This is a genomic window from Parafrankia sp. FMc2, assembly GCF_041008525.1.
Classification (GTDB): domain Bacteria; phylum Actinomycetota; class Actinomycetes; order Frankiales; family Frankiaceae; genus Parafrankia.
This window is the reverse complement of the sequence record NZ_JBFLUG010000018.1, coordinates 24,318-41,148: the sequence shown is the minus strand read 5'-3', so window position 1 is coordinate 41,148 and position 16,831 is coordinate 24,318. Positions and strand designations below refer to the sequence as shown.

10 protein-coding genes and 4 riboswitches are annotated in these 16,831 nt (G+C 69.9%); of the genes, 5 read left to right on the top strand and 5 right to left on the bottom strand.

From position 1 onward, the window contains the following. Positions 1–3 precede the first annotated feature (3 nt). On the bottom strand, positions 4–1,407 hold the full coding sequence (locus AB1460_RS09325; RefSeq protein ID WP_368960350.1) for a short-chain fatty acyl-CoA regulator family protein: 1,404 nt from the start codon (positions 1,405–1,407) through the stop codon (positions 4–6). 329 nt (positions 1,408–1,736) lie between these two features. Between AB1460_RS09325 and aceA the strand changes: the two genes are divergently transcribed. Both aceA and aceB read left to right on the top strand, forming a co-directional pair. Next, complete coding sequence (gene aceA / locus AB1460_RS09320; RefSeq protein ID WP_368960348.1) at positions 1,737–3,026, top strand: isocitrate lyase; 1,290 nt, start codon at positions 1,737–1,739, stop codon at positions 3,024–3,026. Further along, positions 3,026–4,642, top strand: coding sequence for a malate synthase A (gene aceB / locus AB1460_RS09315; protein ID WP_368960346.1), 1,617 nt, complete (start codon positions 3,026–3,028; stop codon positions 4,640–4,642). The genes aceA and aceB overlap by 1 nt, the downstream gene beginning before the upstream one ends. Positions 4,643–4,692: 50 nt before the next feature. Here aceB and metE (AB1460_RS09310) read toward each other — a convergent pair whose 3' ends face one another. Next, positions 4,693–7,065: a 5-methyltetrahydropteroyltriglutamate--homocysteine S-methyltransferase gene (gene metE, locus AB1460_RS09310; RefSeq protein WP_368960344.1), complete on the bottom strand. Its 2,373-nt coding sequence runs from the start codon at positions 7,063–7,065 to the stop codon at positions 4,693–4,695. Between the two features lie 241 nt (positions 7,066–7,306). Beyond that, positions 7,307–7,461: riboswitch (cobalamin riboswitch) on the bottom strand. 268 nt (positions 7,462–7,729) lie between these two features. Continuing rightward, positions 7,730–8,001, top strand: a riboswitch (cobalamin riboswitch). Between the two features lie 141 nt (positions 8,002–8,142). On the opposite strand from metE (AB1460_RS09310), the gene metE (AB1460_RS09305) reads away from it, so the two are divergent. The 3 genes from metE (AB1460_RS09305) (at position 8,143) to metF (ending at position 12,930) form a co-directional block, all read left to right on the top strand. After that, positions 8,143–10,461: a 5-methyltetrahydropteroyltriglutamate--homocysteine S-methyltransferase gene (gene metE / locus AB1460_RS09305; RefSeq protein WP_368960343.1), complete on the top strand. Its 2,319-nt coding sequence runs from the start codon at positions 8,143–8,145 to the stop codon at positions 10,459–10,461. A gap of 7 nt (positions 10,462–10,468) precedes the next feature. Next, the gene (locus AB1460_RS09300) at positions 10,469–11,557 is read left to right on the top strand and encodes a chorismate-binding protein (protein ID WP_368960342.1); all 1,089 of its coding nucleotides are present in this window, start codon (positions 10,469–10,471) and stop codon (positions 11,555–11,557) included. A 102-nt stretch (positions 11,558–11,659) separates the two neighbouring features. After that, positions 11,660–11,847: riboswitch (cobalamin riboswitch) on the top strand. A 141-nt stretch (positions 11,848–11,988) separates the two neighbouring features. Beyond that, entirely contained in the window at positions 11,989–12,930 is a 942-nt protein-coding gene (metF, locus tag AB1460_RS09295; protein WP_368960341.1) for a methylenetetrahydrofolate reductase [NAD(P)H], read from the top strand. A gap of 148 nt (positions 12,931–13,078) precedes the next feature. On the opposite strand, the gene AB1460_RS09290 is transcribed toward metF, so the two are convergent. Genes AB1460_RS09290 through AB1460_RS09280 form a run of 3 tightly spaced genes read right to left on the bottom strand, consistent with a single transcriptional unit; the run spans position 13,079 to position 16,276 of the window. Then, on the bottom strand, positions 13,079–13,930 hold the full coding sequence (locus AB1460_RS09290) for an ABC transporter ATP-binding protein (protein ID WP_368960339.1): 852 nt from the start codon (positions 13,928–13,930) through the stop codon (positions 13,079–13,081). Further along, positions 13,927–15,072: a FecCD family ABC transporter permease gene (locus AB1460_RS09285; RefSeq protein WP_368960338.1), complete on the bottom strand. Its 1,146-nt coding sequence runs from the start codon at positions 15,070–15,072 to the stop codon at positions 13,927–13,929. Before AB1460_RS09285 ends, AB1460_RS09290 begins: the two co-directional genes overlap by 4 nt. 10 nt (positions 15,073–15,082) lie before the next feature. After that, complete coding sequence (locus AB1460_RS09280) at positions 15,083–16,276, bottom strand: ABC transporter substrate-binding protein (protein ID WP_368960336.1); 1,194 nt, start codon at positions 16,274–16,276, stop codon at positions 15,083–15,085. Positions 16,277–16,725: 449 nt separating this feature from the next. After that, positions 16,726–16,800: riboswitch (cobalamin riboswitch) on the bottom strand. Positions 16,801–16,831: the final 31 nt, after the last annotated feature.

Here is a 16,831-nt window from a genome sequence, read left to right as displayed (position 1 = left end):
CGGTCATTGCGGCTGCCGGAGCGGGTAGGGCGTGAAGCTCCCGCGGGACTCGTCGACGAGGAGCGGGCGACCGATCGGCGGCGCGGCGCGCTGTGGGCACTCGCCGCGATCGCAGGTGCGGCACCCCGGGCCGATCAACGTCACCTCGGGGTGGGCCAGGTCGAGGCCTTTGCTGTAGACGAGGCGGCCGGCCTGGCGAAGTTCGCACCCGAGACCGATGACGAAGGTCTTCACCGGAGCGCCGTAGCCGCCGCGACGGCGCGTGACGGTGCGGGCGATCCACAGGTAGCGCTGACCGTCGGGCATTTCGGCAACCTGAACGTTGCCGCGCCCGGGCGCGGTAAAGGCGTCATAGACGTTCCAGAGCGGACAGGTCCCCCCACTGCGGGAGAAGTGGAAGCTCGTCGCGGACTGCCGTTTGGAGATGTTCCCTGCCCTGTCGACGCGTACGAAGATGAACGGCACGCCGCGCATGCCTGGCCGCTGGAGAGTGCTCAGTCTGTGCGCGATCGTCTCGTAACCCACACCGAAGTACTCGGCAAGCAGCTCGGCGTCGTAGCTCAGCCGTTCCGCGGCGCGGAAGAAGGGACCGTAGGGCAGCACGAACGCACCGGCGAAGTGATGTGCCAACCCGATTCTCGCGAGCCCCCGAGTGGTCTCGTCGGGCCATTCCTCGGCGTCGAGGGTCTCGTCGATCTCCCTGGCGGCCTCCAGATAGGCCAGTTGCTCGGCCATTCGGAACGCCTGCTGCCCGGGTCGCAGGTCGGCGGCGAGGGTGAGGGTGCGCCCACCGCCGTCGAAGACGTGGGTGGCGCCCTCGTCGGCACCGCGCGCCGTGACGACCCGTATGCCGTGCCTGTCCTCCAGGTACACCCGTAGCCGCCGGCGGACCTCACCGCGGCGCGTACCAACAGTCGCGGCGAGGTCCTCCGCGGTCCGGTCCAACACGTCGACATAGTTCTGCCGGCGGTAGAAGAAGTCCCGCACCTGCTCGTGCGACATCAGGGCCGGGGTCTCGGTACGGCCGTCGGTCAGCGACTCCAGCAGCGTCATCGCGTCGCGATAGCGACGGTGCAGGGCAACCACGGCATCGGACACCTCGGGCATGGACGCCGCGACCTGCTGCAGGTCGCTGAGTGGCAGCGGCTGGCCTCTGGTGGCCTCCGGCAGCGCCTCACGCAGCTCGGCGAGCTGCCTGGCGGTGTCACGTGGCGTGAAGAAGGCCGGGTCGATCCCGAAGGTCTCGGCCAGCCGCACGAGCACCGTGGCGGTGAGCGGCCGGGTGTCGTGCTCGATCTGGTTCAGGTAGCTCGACGAGATCATCAGGATGCGAGCGAGCTCGACCTGATTCAGGCCGCGTTCCTCACGCAGTCGACGCAGACGTGTTCCCGCGAAGACCTTGTCCATGAACCAGTATCCTAGTGCCGTCCGAAAGTGCGCGTAGGGTGCCGCCCTGACCACATTTCCCGACAGGGCCCTCATTTCTCCATCAGCTGCCTCGTGGCTCCCCGGTGCAATTCCCGCCGACCGTCATGATCGATGTTCCGGCAGATCAACCCACTGCGGCCACAGAGGTGGAAGGCAGGTCGGCCAGGGAATTTGCGGGCCCTCTTTCGCAAACTTTGCAACACCCGCGGATGTGGTTGTCAGAAGTTGGCCGAGTGCGTGCATGGCCCCCCTGCCTCGCAGGAGGTGTGCTGGTTGCCAGCCGGCCACGCACCCCGGAGGAGACCGCCATGACGAGCAACCCGCGCAACGCCGAAGAGCTGGAGCAGCAGTGGTCGAACGACCCGCGCTGGAAGGGAGTCAGGCGTGACTACAGCGGTGCCGATGTCGTCCGGCTCCGCGGTACCGTCCAGGAAGCCCACACCTTGGCCGATCTCGGTGCCCGCAAGCTGTGGGAGCTGGTCAGCGGGCAGGCGCCGGACGCTCCGGAGTACGTACATGCGCTCGGCGCGCTGACCGGCAACCAGGCTGTCCAGCAGGTCCGCGCCGGACTGCGCGCGATCTATCTGTCGGGCTGGCAGGTCGCCGCCGACGCGAACCTGGCCGGCCACACCTACCCGGACCAGAGCCTCTATCCGGCCAACTCGGTGCCGGCCGTGGTGCGCAGGATCAACAACGCCCTGCTGCGCGCGGACCAGCTCGAGCATGCCGAGGGCGACGTGACCCGCGACTGGCTCGCACCGATCGTCGCCGACGCCGAGGCCGGCTTCGGCGGTCCGCTCAACGCCTACGAACTGATGCGGGCGATGATCGCTGCCGGTGCGGCCGGGGTGCACTGGGAGGACCAGCTCTCCTCGGAGAAGAAGTGCGGCCATCTCGGCGGCAAGGTGCTCATCCCGACCAGGCAGCACGAGCGCACCCTGAACGCGGCGCGCCTCGCGGCCGACGTCGCGGGCGTACCCAGCATCGTGATCGCCCGCACCGATGCCCAGGCCGCGACGCTCATCACCAGCGATGTCGACGAACGCGACCGCAGGTTCATCACCGGTGAGCGTTCATCGGAGGGTTTTTACCACGTCCGCAACGGTGTGGAGCCGTGCATCGAGCGGGGCATCGCCTATTCCGAGTACGCCGACCTGCTGTGGATGGAGACCTCCGAGCCCGACCTGGAGGTTGCCCGCCAGTTCGCCGAGGGCGTCCGAAAGGAGCGCCCCGACCAGCTGCTGGCCTACAACTGCTCGCCGTCCTTCAACTGGAAGAAGAACCTCGACGACGCCACCATCGCCAAGTACCAGCGCGAGCTCGGTGCCATGGGCTACAAGTTCCAGTTCATCACTCTGGCCGGCTTCCACGCCCTCAACTACTCGATGTTCGACCTTGCGTACGGTTACGCCCGCGAGGGCATGACCGCCTATGTCGACCTGCAGGAGCGCGAGTTCGGGGCCGAGGCTCTCGGCTACACCGCGACCCGCCACCAGCGCGAGGTCGGGACGGGCTATTTCGACGCTATCAGCACCACCGTCAACCCCGAGTCCTCGACCACCGCGCTGACCGGATCGACCGAGGAGGCGCAGTTCTGATGAATGTCAAGGCGGCCACCCCTTCCGCGATCCGCCATGTCACGGTCAGGGGCCACGACGGCCCGCGTTACGACGAAATAGTCACGCCGTCGGCCCTCGACTTCCTGCGCGAGCTGCATCGGACCTTCGGGGCCCGGCGCCGCGCCATCCTCGAGGCCCGTAGCCATCGCAACCCGGCCCGGGACGCGCTCGACTTCCTGCCCGAGACCCGACACATTCGCGAGGACTCCGGGTGGCAGGTTCCGCCACCGGCAGCGGGCCTCGTCGACCGGCGCGTGGAGATCACCGGACCGACCGATGCGAAGATGTCGATCAATGCCCTGAACTCGGGTGCCGAGGTCTGGATGGCCGACTTCGAGGATGCGACCAGCCCGACCTGGGCCAACATCATCGAGGGTCAGATCAACCTGAAGGATGCCGTCGCCGGAACCCTCCGACATGTCACCGCGGTCGGTCGGGAGTACACGCTCGCGGACAGCACCGCCACAATCGTGGTCCGCCCACGTGGCTGGCACCTGCCCGAGCGCCACATCCAGGTCGACTCCGAACCGATAGCTGGTGCGCTGGTCGATTTCGGGCTGTACTTCTTCCACAATGCCCAGGCGCGGGTCGACCGCGGCGAAGGAATCTACTTCTACCTCCCGAAACTGGAAAGCCATCTGGAGGCGAGGCTCTGGAACGACGTCTTCGTCTTCGCACAGGACCGGCTCGACCTTCCGGTCAGCTCGATCCGGGCGACCGTTCTCATCGAGACGATCACCGCGGCTTTCGAGATGGAGGAGATCCTCTACGAGCTGCGTGACCATGCCTCCGGCCTCAATGCTGGTCGCTGGGACTACGTTTTCAGCCTGATCAAGAACTTCGGTTCGGATCCTGAGTTCGTGTTGCCCGACCGCAGCGACGTGACCATGACAGTGCCGTTCATGCGGGCCTACACCGAACTGCTCGTCCGCACGTGCCACCGACGCGGGGCCCATGCGATCGGCGGGATGGCAGCTGTCATCCCGGGCAGAGATGCCGAGGCGACGAAGGACGCTCTGGCACGGGTCCGTGCCGACAAGGACCGAGAGGCCGCTGACGGGTTCGACGGCTCGTGGGTCGCTCACCCCGGTCTGGTCGAGACCTGCCAGGAGGCCTTTACGGCCGTGCTCGGTGAACGACCGAACCAGGTCGGGAGCAGGCAGCAGAGCCAAGGCCTCGAGACCACCGCGACGGACCTGCTCGCGGTGCACAAGACCTCCGGCGCGGTCACGGTCGGCGGCGTCCGGACCAACGTCTCGGTCCTTGTCCGTTATCTCGACGCCTGGCTCTCCGGCCGCGGCGCCGTCGCCATCGACGGGCTCATGGAAGACGCCGCCACCGCGGAGATCTCCCGCTGCCAGCTCTGGCAATGGATACAGCACGGCACTCTGATGGACAACAGCCAGCCAGTCACCAGGACGCTTGTCGAGTCCCTTCTCGAGCAGGAGCTCGCAGCGCTCACCGGAACCTGGCAGGGCCGCCCGGCGGACCGCGTCGGCGCGCTACGTGACCTCGTCCGATACGGCGCACTCGACGAGAGCCTTCCGGGCTTCGTCACAGAACGCGCCTACTGCGAACACCTTCTCGACATCTGACGGCCCAGCCATGGTCGGGCGGGCAGGAACTGCGAGGCGGGTCCGTGCGATCAGACTCCACGCAGCTCACTGCCCGTCCGGCTACTGGCCGGCAGGGCCGCACGAACCCGGCCGGCGGCGGCGACCATGTTGCGCAGCGCGGGTTCGACCGCGGCGTACCCCCGGGTCTTCAGCCCGCAGTCCGGGTTGACCCACAGCCGGGCGGGCTCGATCACGTCGAGTGCCAGCTGCAGCGCCTCCTCCATCTCCGCCACGGTCGGCACTCGCGGCGAGTGGACATCGTAGACACCGGGGCCGATCGCCCGGTGGCGCCCCGTCCGCCGCAGGTCCGCGACCAGCTTCATGCGCGAGCGTGCGGCCTCGACGCTGGTGACGTCGGCGTCAAGGTCGCCGATCGCGGCCACGACGTCACCGAACTCGGCGTAACAGAGATGGGCGTGAATCTGCGTCTCGGCGTCCGCCGACGAGGTCGCCAACCGGAACACACCTGCCGCCCAGTCCATGTACTCCTTCCATCCCGCCTGGCGCAGCGGCAGCAGCACCTGGATCGCCGGTTCGTCGACCTGGATGATCCGGACGCCGGCGGCCTGCAGATCATCGATCTCGTCGCGCAGGGCGAGAGCAACCTGACGGGCGGTTTCCGCCAGCGCCTGGTCGTTGCGGACGAACGAACAGGCGAGCATTGTCACCGGTCCGGTCAGTGTTCCCTTGACGGGCCTTTGCGTACGCGACTGCGCATAGGACACCCACCGCACCGTCATCGGCGCCGGTCGCGACACGTCGCCGAACAGGATCGGCGGACGGACGTAGCGTGACCCGTAGGACTGCACCCAGCCGTGTTCGGTCGCCGCGCAGCCGGCGAGCTGCTCGGCGAAGTACTGGACCATGTCGTTGCGCTCCGGCTCGCCGTGCACGAGCACATCGAGGCCGATGTCCTCCTGTAACGCGATGAGCTGGTCGATCTCGTTCTCCATCGCCCGGATGTAGGCGGCCTCCGCGATCTCCCCGCCGCGCCAGGACGCGCGGGCCGCGCGGATCGCCGTGGTCTGCGGGAACGACCCGATCGTCGTCGTCGGCAGTACCGGCAGGCCAAGCGCCCGCGTCTGCGCTCCGGCCCGGATCTCCCGCGCCACCCGGCCCGGCCCGTCACCACTGACCGACGCGACCCGGGCCCGGACCCCGTCGTCGACAAGACCGGCCAGCACGGCCGTGCGGCGCGACTCGGCACCGGTGAGCTGGGCGGACACGGCTGGCAGATCCTCGCGCAGAGCCCGGCCGAGCAGCACCACCTCCTCGACCTTCTGCCGGGCGAAGGCCATCCGGTCCGCCAGCGCGGCCTCGAGGCCCCGCTCCAGGGTGAGGTCGAGCGGCACGTGCAGCAGTGAGCACGAGGTACTCACCACCAGGTCGCCGGCGAGCCCCAGCAACGGGACGCAGGTCGACAACGCGGCCGGCAGATTCGTGCGCCACACGTTCCGGCCGTCGACGAGGCCCGCGACGATCGTCGTCCTGCCGATGCCGCCGATGCCGGCGAGCGCGGCCAGGTTGCCAGGCGCGGCCACGAAGTCCAGCCCGATCGCCTCGACACCGACCGACGCGAGCACTGGCAGAGCCGCGCCGATCTCGCCGAAGCAGGTGGAGACGAGAAGCTTCGGTCGCGCCGGCACCGCAGCCAGTGCCGTGTAGGCGCGGCGCAGCCCCACGAGCTCCCGCTCCGACAGGTCGCGGGCCAGCGCCGGCTCGTCGAGCTGCACCCAGGTAGCGCCCGCCGCGGCCAGCCGGCCAAGCAGATCCGCGTAGGCGGCAACCAAATCGTCCAGCAGGTCCAGCGGAGTGAAGCCGGCCGCCGCGACGGTTGAGGCCCTGGCCAGCAGCAGGAAGGTCAGCGGGCCGACAAGCACCGGACGGGTGTCGAGGCCAAGCGCCCTGGCCTCGGTGAACTCGCGTTCCGGCTTGCGCCCGGCCAGCCGGAGCCGGGTGTCCTGGTCGAGCTCGGGCACAAGATAGTGGTAGTTGGTGTCGAACCAGCTGGCCATCTCCAGCGATGGCAGGCCGGCACCGCCACGGGCCATGGCGAAACAGACGTCCAGCTCCAGCGAACGGCCGGGACGCGCGGCGGCGGAGGCCACGCCACGGTAGCGGTCGGGAACCGCGTCGAAGAGGACCGCCGCATCCAGCACGTGGTCGTAGAACGAGAACGTGTTGGAGGGCACGGCGTCCAGCCCGGCGCCGGCGAGCTCGGTCCATACCTGCGCACGCAGCGCAGCGCCTGTGCGTTCCAGTTCGGCGGCGTCGATACGACCCGCCCAGTACGCCTCGGTCGCCACCTTGAGCTCACGGGCTCGACCAATCCGTGGATACCCCAGAACGGTTGTGCTGACCGTGCCGATGTCGCTGTCGTCGCCGTCGCCAGAAACCGACATGGGTTCCATCCCTCGGGAAGCACGCCGTGGTCGGTGAGCCGTACGAAGGAGGCAGGCGACCACGCGACGGCGGGCGCCACGGGGCCGGCGGACGGATGCCGGATTCCACCTCGGCGGCTTTCCCGAGACCGACGCGCAGCCCGCCCGTTCGGCCGCGGTCGTACCCGCGACACGCCATCGGCCACCGACCCACCCGCGAGGTCACGGACCCCCGCACGCCGGCGGCGCGCGGGCGGGGGGCAGGTCTTCGGACTCGCGGACGACCGTCGGCCGACCGGCCGACGAACCTACTGGCCGCCGCTTCCCAGGTACACCATCCACCCAGTGCGTACTGACGGCGTTCGTTCCCACTCACCGCTGCGGGGCAGTCCCGGACTCGCACCGGGTTCCCTCTTACGACGTCCCCTCACTGCCAGGCCCACCCGTCGCTGCCACGAGATGTCGAGGTTCCTCGCACACTCCGGCAGCCCACCCGGGCCGACCCCACCGCGGGAGGACGAACCCACCGCGCCCACGATCATACGGGGTGCCACCCACGAGCTTCGTCTCCTCCGCCCGGCCGCGGCCAGCCGTGTCGTGGCCAGCGCCGCGCCCGCGGTGCCGGCCGCGGTCACGTGCCCGTCCCACCGTTGCTAGGCTGCTGAATGCAGCTGGTTCGATCACAGCTCCTCACCTCAACGGGGGTGGCGATGCTGTGGGAGACGTGAGAGGGAACCCGGCGCGAATCCGGGACTGCCCCGCAGCGGTGAGTGGGAACGAACGCCGTCCGATGCCACCCCGAGAGGAGTGGCGCGACAGCACTGAACCCGCGTGGGCCCGGCCAGTGATGCACCGGCCAGGCCCGGGTTTGGGAAGCGACGGCCAGTAGAAACCCCGATCCGAACGGATCGGGAGAGCCCGCGAGTCCGAAGACCTGCCCGCTGTGCGTGTCCGCGATCGCGGGCGCGTTTGGCTGTGGCCTCGTGGGCGGGTCCGCGCCGTCGATACCTGCTGGTCCGCGTTCGTCCAGGACCGGGATGGGTGTCGGTGCCGTGCTGGCGCTTTCGCGAGGTCGAATGGACTCGCGAAGGAGAGGCCATGAGCACCACCGGTCCGGCAAGTCGCGCGACGGTGTACGGATACCCCCGACAGGGGAGCAAGCGGGAGCTGAAGAAGGCGACCGAGGCGTACTGGGCTGGCAGCAGCGACGCCGAGCAGCTGCTGGCGACGACCCGCCAGCTGCGCCGGGAACGCCTCCAGCTGCTGCGCGACGCCGGGGTCGAGGAGATCCCGAGCAACGACTTCTCGCTCTACGACCATGTGCTCGACACCGCCGTCCTGCTGGGTGCGGTTCCGCCGCGGCACCGCGAGGCCGTCCCGGACGTGAGCACCCCGCAGGGCAGGCTGGACCGCTACTTTGCCATGGCCCGCGGAAACGACCAGGTGGCGCCGCTGGAGATGACCAAGTGGTTCGACACCAACTACCACTACCTGGTGCCTGAGCTCGGCCCGGACACCTCCTTCGCGCTGGACCCGGAGAAGCCGCTGCGCGAGTTCACCGAGGCCAGCAACGCCGGCGTGATCACCCGTCCGGTTCTGGTCGGCCCGGTGACGTTCCTCCTGCTGGCCAAGCCAGCTCCCGAGGTCGGCGACGGGTTCGAGCCGCTGTCGCTGCTGGACCGGATCGTGCCGCTGTACGCCGATCTGCTTGCGCGGCTGCGCGCCGCCGGAGCCGAATGGGTCCAGCTCGACGAGCCGGCGCTCGTCCTCGACCAGCCGGCGGCCGTCCTCGACGCGCTGCGCGGTGCCTACGCCACCCTGACCGCGGGGGTGGACCGGCCGAAGCTGCTGCTCGCCACCTACTTCGACCGGGTCGGCGAGGCGTTGCCGGTGCTGCGCGACAGCGACCTCGACGGCATCGGGCTCGACTTCGTCGGGCCGGCGTCGGCCAACCTGGCCGATCTCACCGCGGCCGGTGGCCTCGGCGACAAGCGGCTCGTCGCCGGTGTGGTCAACGGGCACAACATCTGGGCCGCCGACCTGACCGCCGCCCTCGACATCCTCGAGAACCTGCGCGGCCTGGCCGGCCGGGTCGACGTCTCGGCGTCCTGCTCGCTGCTGCACGTGCCGCTGGACGTCGCCCTCGAACGCGACCTCGACCCCGGCATCGCGGGATGGCTGGCGTTCGCCCGGCAGAAGCTCGACGAGATCGTGACCCTCACCAAAGGCCTGACTGCCGGGCGTGACGCGGTCTCCGATCTCCTGCGGGCCAACGCCGAGCGGCTGGCCTCCCGTGCCGCCTCACCGCTCGTCAGGGTCGACGCGGTGCGGCAGCGGGCCGGCGCCGTGGCCGACGCGGACCTGTACCGGGCGAGCCCCTACGGCAAGCGCGATCTGGTGCAGGCCGAGAGGCTGAACCTGCCCCCGCTGCCGACGACCACAATCGGGTCGTTCCCCCAGACCGCGGGTCTGCGCAGCGCCCGGGCCGCGCTGCGCACCGGCACCATGAGCCCGGACAGCTACGTTGCGGCGATGCGGGACGAGATCCGTGACGTGATCGCCGAGCAGGAGGAGTTCGGCCTGGACGTTCTGGTCCACGGCGAGCCCGAACGCAACGACATGGTGCAGTACTTCGCCGAGCAGCTGGACGGGTTCCTCGCAACGACGGACGGCTGGGTGCAGTCCTACGGCTCGCGCTACGTCCGGCCGCCGATCATCCTCGGTGACGTCTCCCGCCCGAGGCCGATGACCGTCGAGTGGGCCACCTACGCCCAGAGCCTCACCGACAAGCCGGTCAAGGGCATGCTCACCGGCCCGGTCACCATGCTGGCCTGGTCGTTCGTCCGCGACGACCAGCCGCGGGCCGACACCGCCCGGCAGGTCGCCCTCGCGCTGCGCGACGAGGTGACGGATCTGGAGGCCGCGGGCATCGGGGTCATCCAGGTGGACGAGCCCGCGCTGCGGGAGACTCTCCCGCTGCGTGACGGCGACCGGGCCGCGTACCTGGCCTGGGCGGTCGATGCCTTCCGGCTGACCACCTCCGGGGTCCGCGACGAGACCCAGATCCACACCCACATGTGCTACGCCGAGTTCGGCGACGTGCTCCAGGCGATCATCGACATGGACGCCGACGTCATCAGCCTGGAGGCGGCGCGCTCGAAGATGGCCATCGTCGCCGACCTCGCCCGGGCCGACTACCCGAACGAGGTCGGCCCGGGGGTGTGGGACATCCACTCGCCACGGGTGCCCTCGGTCGACGAGATCGCCGAACACCTGCGCATCGCGACCGATGCCTTCCCGTCGGAACGGCTGTGGGTGAATCCCGACTGCGGGCTCAAGACCCGCGGCTACCCCGAGGTTCGCGCGACCCTCACCAATCTGGTCGCCGCGGCCCGCCAGGTGCGGCCCCCGATCTGACCGCGCGGTGACGGGCCACAGCGATCGCGGCTCGTTCCTGTTCGCCGGTGGACGTCTCGCCACCGGAGTCGCGGAGGTCGCGGATGATCCGCGTGTTCTCGATCGAGGCGGCTTCTGGGGCGTGGCCCTCGGCTTCGAAGGGCTCGCGCGTTTCGTTCGGTTCCGCGACGTGCGGCCGGCTCCCGCGCTCACGGGCCTCATCCGTGGCGCGTGGGCCGGTCCGTCCCACGGCAGCTGGCGCACCTCGCTCGACCAGGCGGAGTACCTCGCAGGGGTGGAAGCGATCCGTGCCGAGATCGCCGCTGGCGAGGTCTACCAGGTGAATTTGTGCCGACTGCTGTCAGCGGAGATGGAGACGGCACCAGGCGGCCGTGATCTGGCGGCGTTGGCGGCCGCCGTCGCCCGCGGCAATCCCGCGCCGTACTCCATGGTGCTCGACGTGCCCGAGGCCGACCTGCGGATCGTGGGGGCGTCGCCGGAGCTGTTCCTGGCCCGCGAGGGCGACCTGGTCCGCTCGGGCCCGATCAAGGGCACCGGGCGGACGACGGCAGATCTGCGGGAGAAGGACTACGCCGAGAACGTCATGATCGTCGATCTGATGCGCCACGACCTGGGCCAGGTGGCGCGGCCGGGTGGGGTGAAGGTCTCCTCGCTGTGCGCTGTCGAGAGACATCCAGGGCTGGTCCACCTGGTGTCGACCGTCGAGGCACAGCTGGCGCCCGGGACCGGTTGGCCTGAGCTGCTCGCCGCCACCATGCCGCCCGGGTCCGTCTCCGGCGCGCCGAAATCCAGCGCGCTACGGATCATCGGCGCGGTTGAGCCGGTACCGCGGGGCCTGTACTGCGGCGCCATGGGCTGGGTGGACGCGGACAACAACCGGGCACGGCTCTGTGTCACCATCCGGACGTTCTGGCTCGACGGTGACCGGCTCCTGTTCGGCACGGGAGCCGGCATCACCTGGGGCAGTGACCCCACTGCCGAATGGCACGAGACCGAACTGAAGGCCTGCCGTCTGCTTTCGCTCGCGTCGCGGTTCGAGGAACGAGGCAGGCACGGAGTCGCTCCCGGCGGATTCGCGCGCCTGTGCCAGCAGTGAGGGGACCGTGGCCGCGGTCAGGCCTTCGCTGGAAACCGTCGATCAGTTACCGGATTTGGACAACGTCTTGCGTGGCAGTCTTGTCGGTGGTCGCCATCACGCATAACCTGGCCGCGCCGTGGTGCTCGGGAAGCCGGTGCGATGCCGGCACGGCCCTCGCCACTGTGTTCGGAAGTCTCCGGCCGATCCGCGGTGACGCGGAGGTCACTGGGCTGCGTGCAGCCTGGGAAGGCCGGGCCGGAGACGCTCTTCCGTCAGCCAGGATACCGGCCACGGCACCGAATGACGCTTCCACGAGGTGCTGGAGGACGATCAGCGTGAGCCTTCCTGCGCGTCCGTGCTGGACGCCCGAGGACCCTGCCCGGGATTTCCCGCCCGCCAGGCGCCCGTCCACCATCATCAGCCCTACGCGGTGAGGACAGGTGCAGACCATGGGATCCATCGAGGCACGCCCGCGCAGCCCGCGGCGGCCCGCCACGATGAGCGAGTTCCTCGCCTCGGGGGTGACATCGTACTCGTTCGAGTTCTTCCCACCGAAGACGCCGGGCGGGGAGCGGCACCTGTGGACGGCACTGCGTGAAATCGAGGCGCTACGGCCGTCATTCGTGTCGGTCACCTACGGCGCAGGTGGATCGACGCGGGACGGAACGGTACGCATCTCCGAACGGATCGGCACCGAGACATCCCTCACCCCGATCGCCCACCTCACCGCCGTGAACCATTCACGCGCCGAGCTGCGCCGAGTGATCGGCAGCTATGCGGGTGCGGGCATTCGCGACATTCTCGCGCTGCGTGGTGACCCGCCCGGAAATCCGCTCGGCACCTGGGTGCGCCACCCCAATGGGTTCGCGTATGCGGACGAGCTGGTGACGTTCGTCCGGTCACTCGGCGACTTCTGCGTCGGCGTGGCCGCGTTTCCGGACAAGCACCCACGCGCGGCCGACCTCGACGCCGACGCACGGGTGCTGGCCGGCAAGTTCCGGGCCGGTGCGGGGTACGCCATCACCCAGTTCTTCTTCGACGCCGACGCCTACTTCCGCCTGGTCGAACGGCTTGCCCGGCTGGGCTGCGACCAGCCGATCGTGCCTGGCGTGATGCCGGTGACCAACGTCGCGCAGATCACCCGGATGGCGCAGCTCTCCGGCGCGGCCTTCCCGCCGGCGTTGGCCCGCCGGCTGGAGGCGGTCGCCGACGACGCCATGGCGGTGCGGGAGATCGGGATCGAGGTCGCCACCGCGCTGTCCGCCCGGCTCCTCGCGGGCGGAGCGCCGGGCCTGCACTTCATCACCCTCAATCGGTCGACAGCAACCCGTGACGTGTACCGCAACCTGGTCGGCTCGGCAGTCGGCCCGGCGGCCGGCGCTGCGGCCTGACCGGTAGCACGGGCCGGCTCGCCAGCCAGCCAGCCAGCGGCCGAGCCGGGTCGGGTCGGGTCGGATCGGGTTCAAGATCGAGGCAGCCGCTGCCGGGGCTGCCGTCGGGGACTGACCTGACGCCAGGCCCGTGGCGCCCGTCGTCGAGCTATGACGGCGCCACGCGCCGGGCGGGCAGGCAGGGCCGGACCTCCGGCACGCCGGCGCGGATGTCGATCTCCACCGGCAGGCCGTAGACCTGCTCCAGCAGGTCGGCCCGGTAGACGCCGGCCGGCGCACCGGCGGTCACGATGCGGCCGTCGTGCAGCAGGGCGACCTGATGGCAGAAACGGGCCGCGAGGTTCAGGTCGTGGATCGCCATCAGCACGTACAGGTCCCGCTCGACGGCCAGGGTGTGGACGAGGTGCAGGGTCTCGACCTGGTGGCGCAGGTCGAGAGCGCTGGTGGGCTCGTCCAGAAGCAGCACCTGGGGCTGCTGCGCGAGTGCGCGGGCGATGACGACCCGCTGGGCCTGCCCGCCGGAGAGCTCGTCCACATACCAGTCAGCCAGCGCGGCCAGGTCCAGCAGCTCCATCGCCTCGCGGACGTGCCGCTCGTCCTCGCGGGACGGCCGCAGCCGGACGTGGGGGGTGCGGCCGAGCATGACCGCTTCGGTGACGGTGAGGGAGAACGGGCCGGGCGAGCCCTGCGGCACGTAGGCGGCGGTGCGGGCGAGCTCCCGCGGCGGGAGCCGGTGCAGGTCGACGTCACCGAGCATGAAGGTGCCGGCCTTCGGGCGGTGGATCCGGCAGATGCCCCGGATCAGCGTTGACTTACCGCTGCCGTTCGGACCGAGCAGCCCGACCACGGTCCCGCGATGCACCGTGAGATCCAGGTCGTCGAGCACGGTTCGCCGGCCGTAGGCGAAGTGCGCTCCCCGGATCTCGAGTGTCGGTACCGACGTCGGGCTCAGGGACGACGGCTGTGCCGGCAGGGGCGGCGGGGGCTGCGGGGCGGTCAAAGGAACTGCCTCCGGCGCGTGAGGATCAGGTTGATGAACAGCGGCGCACCGAGGAAGGCGACGACGATCCCGACCGGGATGACCGCCGGGGAGAACAGCGTGCGTCCGGCGGTGTCGGCGGCGAGGACCAGCACTGCGCCCGCGACCGCGGCGAACGGCAGCAGGAACCGGTGGTCGGCGCCGATGAGCAGCCGGGCGATGTGCGGAGCGACCAGCCCGACGAAGCCGATCACCCCGGTGAAGCTGACGATGACCGCGGCGAGCATCACCGCCAGCAGGCTGCAGATCAGCCTGGTCCGGGGGACGTGCACGCCCAGGCTGCGCGCGGCGTCGTCGCCGGCGAACGCGATCGCGTTGAGGTTGCCGGCCTGCCCGATGAGCAGCGCCGTGGCGACGAGTACGGGTATGCCGACCGCGGCCACCTGGGCCCACGTCGCCGCGTTGACGCTGCCGAAGCTCCACCGGACGATCTCGGAGAGCTGATTCTCGCTGGCGATGTACTGCATCGTCGAGGTGAGGGCCTGGAACAGGTAGGTCAGCGCCGTCCCGACCAGGATCAGGGTGACCGGGGAGGCCTGGCGTAGCCAGGAGAGGCCGAGCAGCAGACCCGCGCAGAGCAGCGCCATCCCGAGCGCGCTGGCGACCATCCCCACGCTGCCGCGCCCGGACGAGTCGCCGAACAGGATCGTCAGCGACGCCCCGAAGGCCGCCGCGGAGGAGATCCCGAGGGTGAACGGGCTGACCATCGGGTTGCGCAGCAGGCCCTGCAGCACCACCCCGGCGACGGCGAGGCCCGCCCCGGCCGCCACGGCCAGCCCGACCCGCGGCAGGCGCAGCTCCCAGACCACCGTCTGGGTCGCGAGCTCGTCCGTGCTGATCGTGATGCCGAGCGCCCGGGTCCACAGCGCCCAGCCGACGTCGCGCAGGGAGATGCCGCTCGCGCCCACCGCTACCGCCGTGACACTGGTCGCCGCGAGCAGCAGAGCCGCGGCGGCCAGGATCGCGATCTTGGGACGGTTGCGGCGCCCGGCGAGGCGGAACGGGTCTCCCCGCCCCGCCTCACCGTAGGACTCCGCCGTACCCGAGGACTCCGCCGCACCCGCGTCCACCGCGCCGTCGTGGGTTGTGCCGCTGCTGGTCATCTCAGTGAGGTCAGGCGCTCGCGTGCAGGCGGTAGGCAGCCGGGTCCGGCAGCGACACACCCTGGTAGGTCTCGATCCACTCCTTCATGATCGCGTCTGGGGCGACCCCGGCCATCGCCTCGGGATGCAGCCAGCTCGCCACGTACAGCGATCCGATGATCTTCGAGCAGGCGTTCATCGGGAAGGAGCTCGTGGTGTACACCTGCCCGTCACGGACGGCGGTGATGGCGTCCCAGCCGGGCCGGCCGAGCAGGTTGGCACGCTCGGCGGAGAGGTCACCGGCCGACTCCAGGGCGTACCCGCCACCGGTGTTGCGAATGATCAGTTCCGGATCGCGGTCGAGGACGGCCTCGGGGTCGATGTCGAGCTGGTGCACCGAACCGCGGGCGGAATCGGCGTCGGTGAACTGGATGTCGCCGAAGATGTTCTGCCCGCCGCCGAGGGTCACCATGTCATGCCAGCCGGAACCGGGCACGGGGGAGGCGAAGTCCTTGTCGTTCTCCAGGTAGACCCGCTTCGGAGTCACGCCGGCAAGGCGCTCGGCGAGCAGATCCCGGTATTCGGTGTAGAAGGCGTTGAGTTTCGACGCCTGCTCCTGCCGATCGAAGATCTGCCCGATGAGCTCGACGTTGAAGATGTGGTCGTTCTGGTCCCACCCGGTGATGACCAGAGTCTTGATGCCGAAGGCGGCGAGTTTTCCCGCCGCCTCCTCCCAGGCGCCGTTGCGGGGGAAGATGACGACCTCGGGCTTCAGTGCGGCGAGCTGCTCGTAGTTGGGCTCGGCCTGCCCCTTGCCGGCGGTCTTCGTGATGTCGAAATCATCCCAGTAGCCGGCGTAGTTCTCCCCGGCCGAGCCCTCGTCCAGGCCGACCACCGCGTCGAAGGCCCCAACCGCGCGGATGAACTCCACGTTGAACGTGTTGAACGCGACGACCCGGCGGACCGGCACGGTGATCTCGACCTCCCGGTCGGCGTCGTCGACCACCGTGATCTCGTGCCGGGCTGCCTGCGTTCCGCTCGCCGACGCCGGCTCCCCGGTGGTCGGGCTCGGACTGCAGGCGACCAGTGCGGCCAGGAGCAGCAGCGCTGCCACCACCACGGGCAGGATGCCGCGACGGGCAGCGCCGCGCCGAGGGCCGGGAGAGGTTCCGGCGCGGGTGGGCCGCGGATCGCAGGTCTCGGTCAGGGGTCGCCGCGTGGTCATTGAGTCCTCGGGTCTCGGGGCGCCGCGAACGTGGCGTCGGTGAATCCATCGAACGGAGAAAGGGGTAAGACAGAAGAGGTGAGACAGAAGAGGTGAAGCGAGTTCGCCGCGACGGGTCCGCCGGCCCGATGGGCGTTTCCGAAGGGCCGCGCGAATCCGCCCGGTCGACCGGCGGTCTTTCCGGCGCGGTCGCGGAAGACCGCGGCGCGCTTCCCCCGCCGCGCCGCGGGAGAAGACAACTGAAGGCCGTGTCGGGACCGTCGGAGGGTAACGGGAGAAGAGCCGGGATTATCCCGGCGGACTCACCGCTGAAGCTTCACTGAAAGCCGGCGGAACGCTGACCGGCGCTCGGAGGAGCGGCCCTCGGTCAGACGGCTGGGCATGAAGCCACTTCGTAGCCTCCCTGGATGACGCGTCCTGAGCCGTAAACGGTGAACGGACAACGTCGGGTCTGACTCACGATGACCGTCGGGGACGGGCACCGTTCACAGTGGCGCGACCGTGCCGGATTCGCACCGGCTTCCGATCATTGTCCTGAAGCTCCGCCAGCGTACG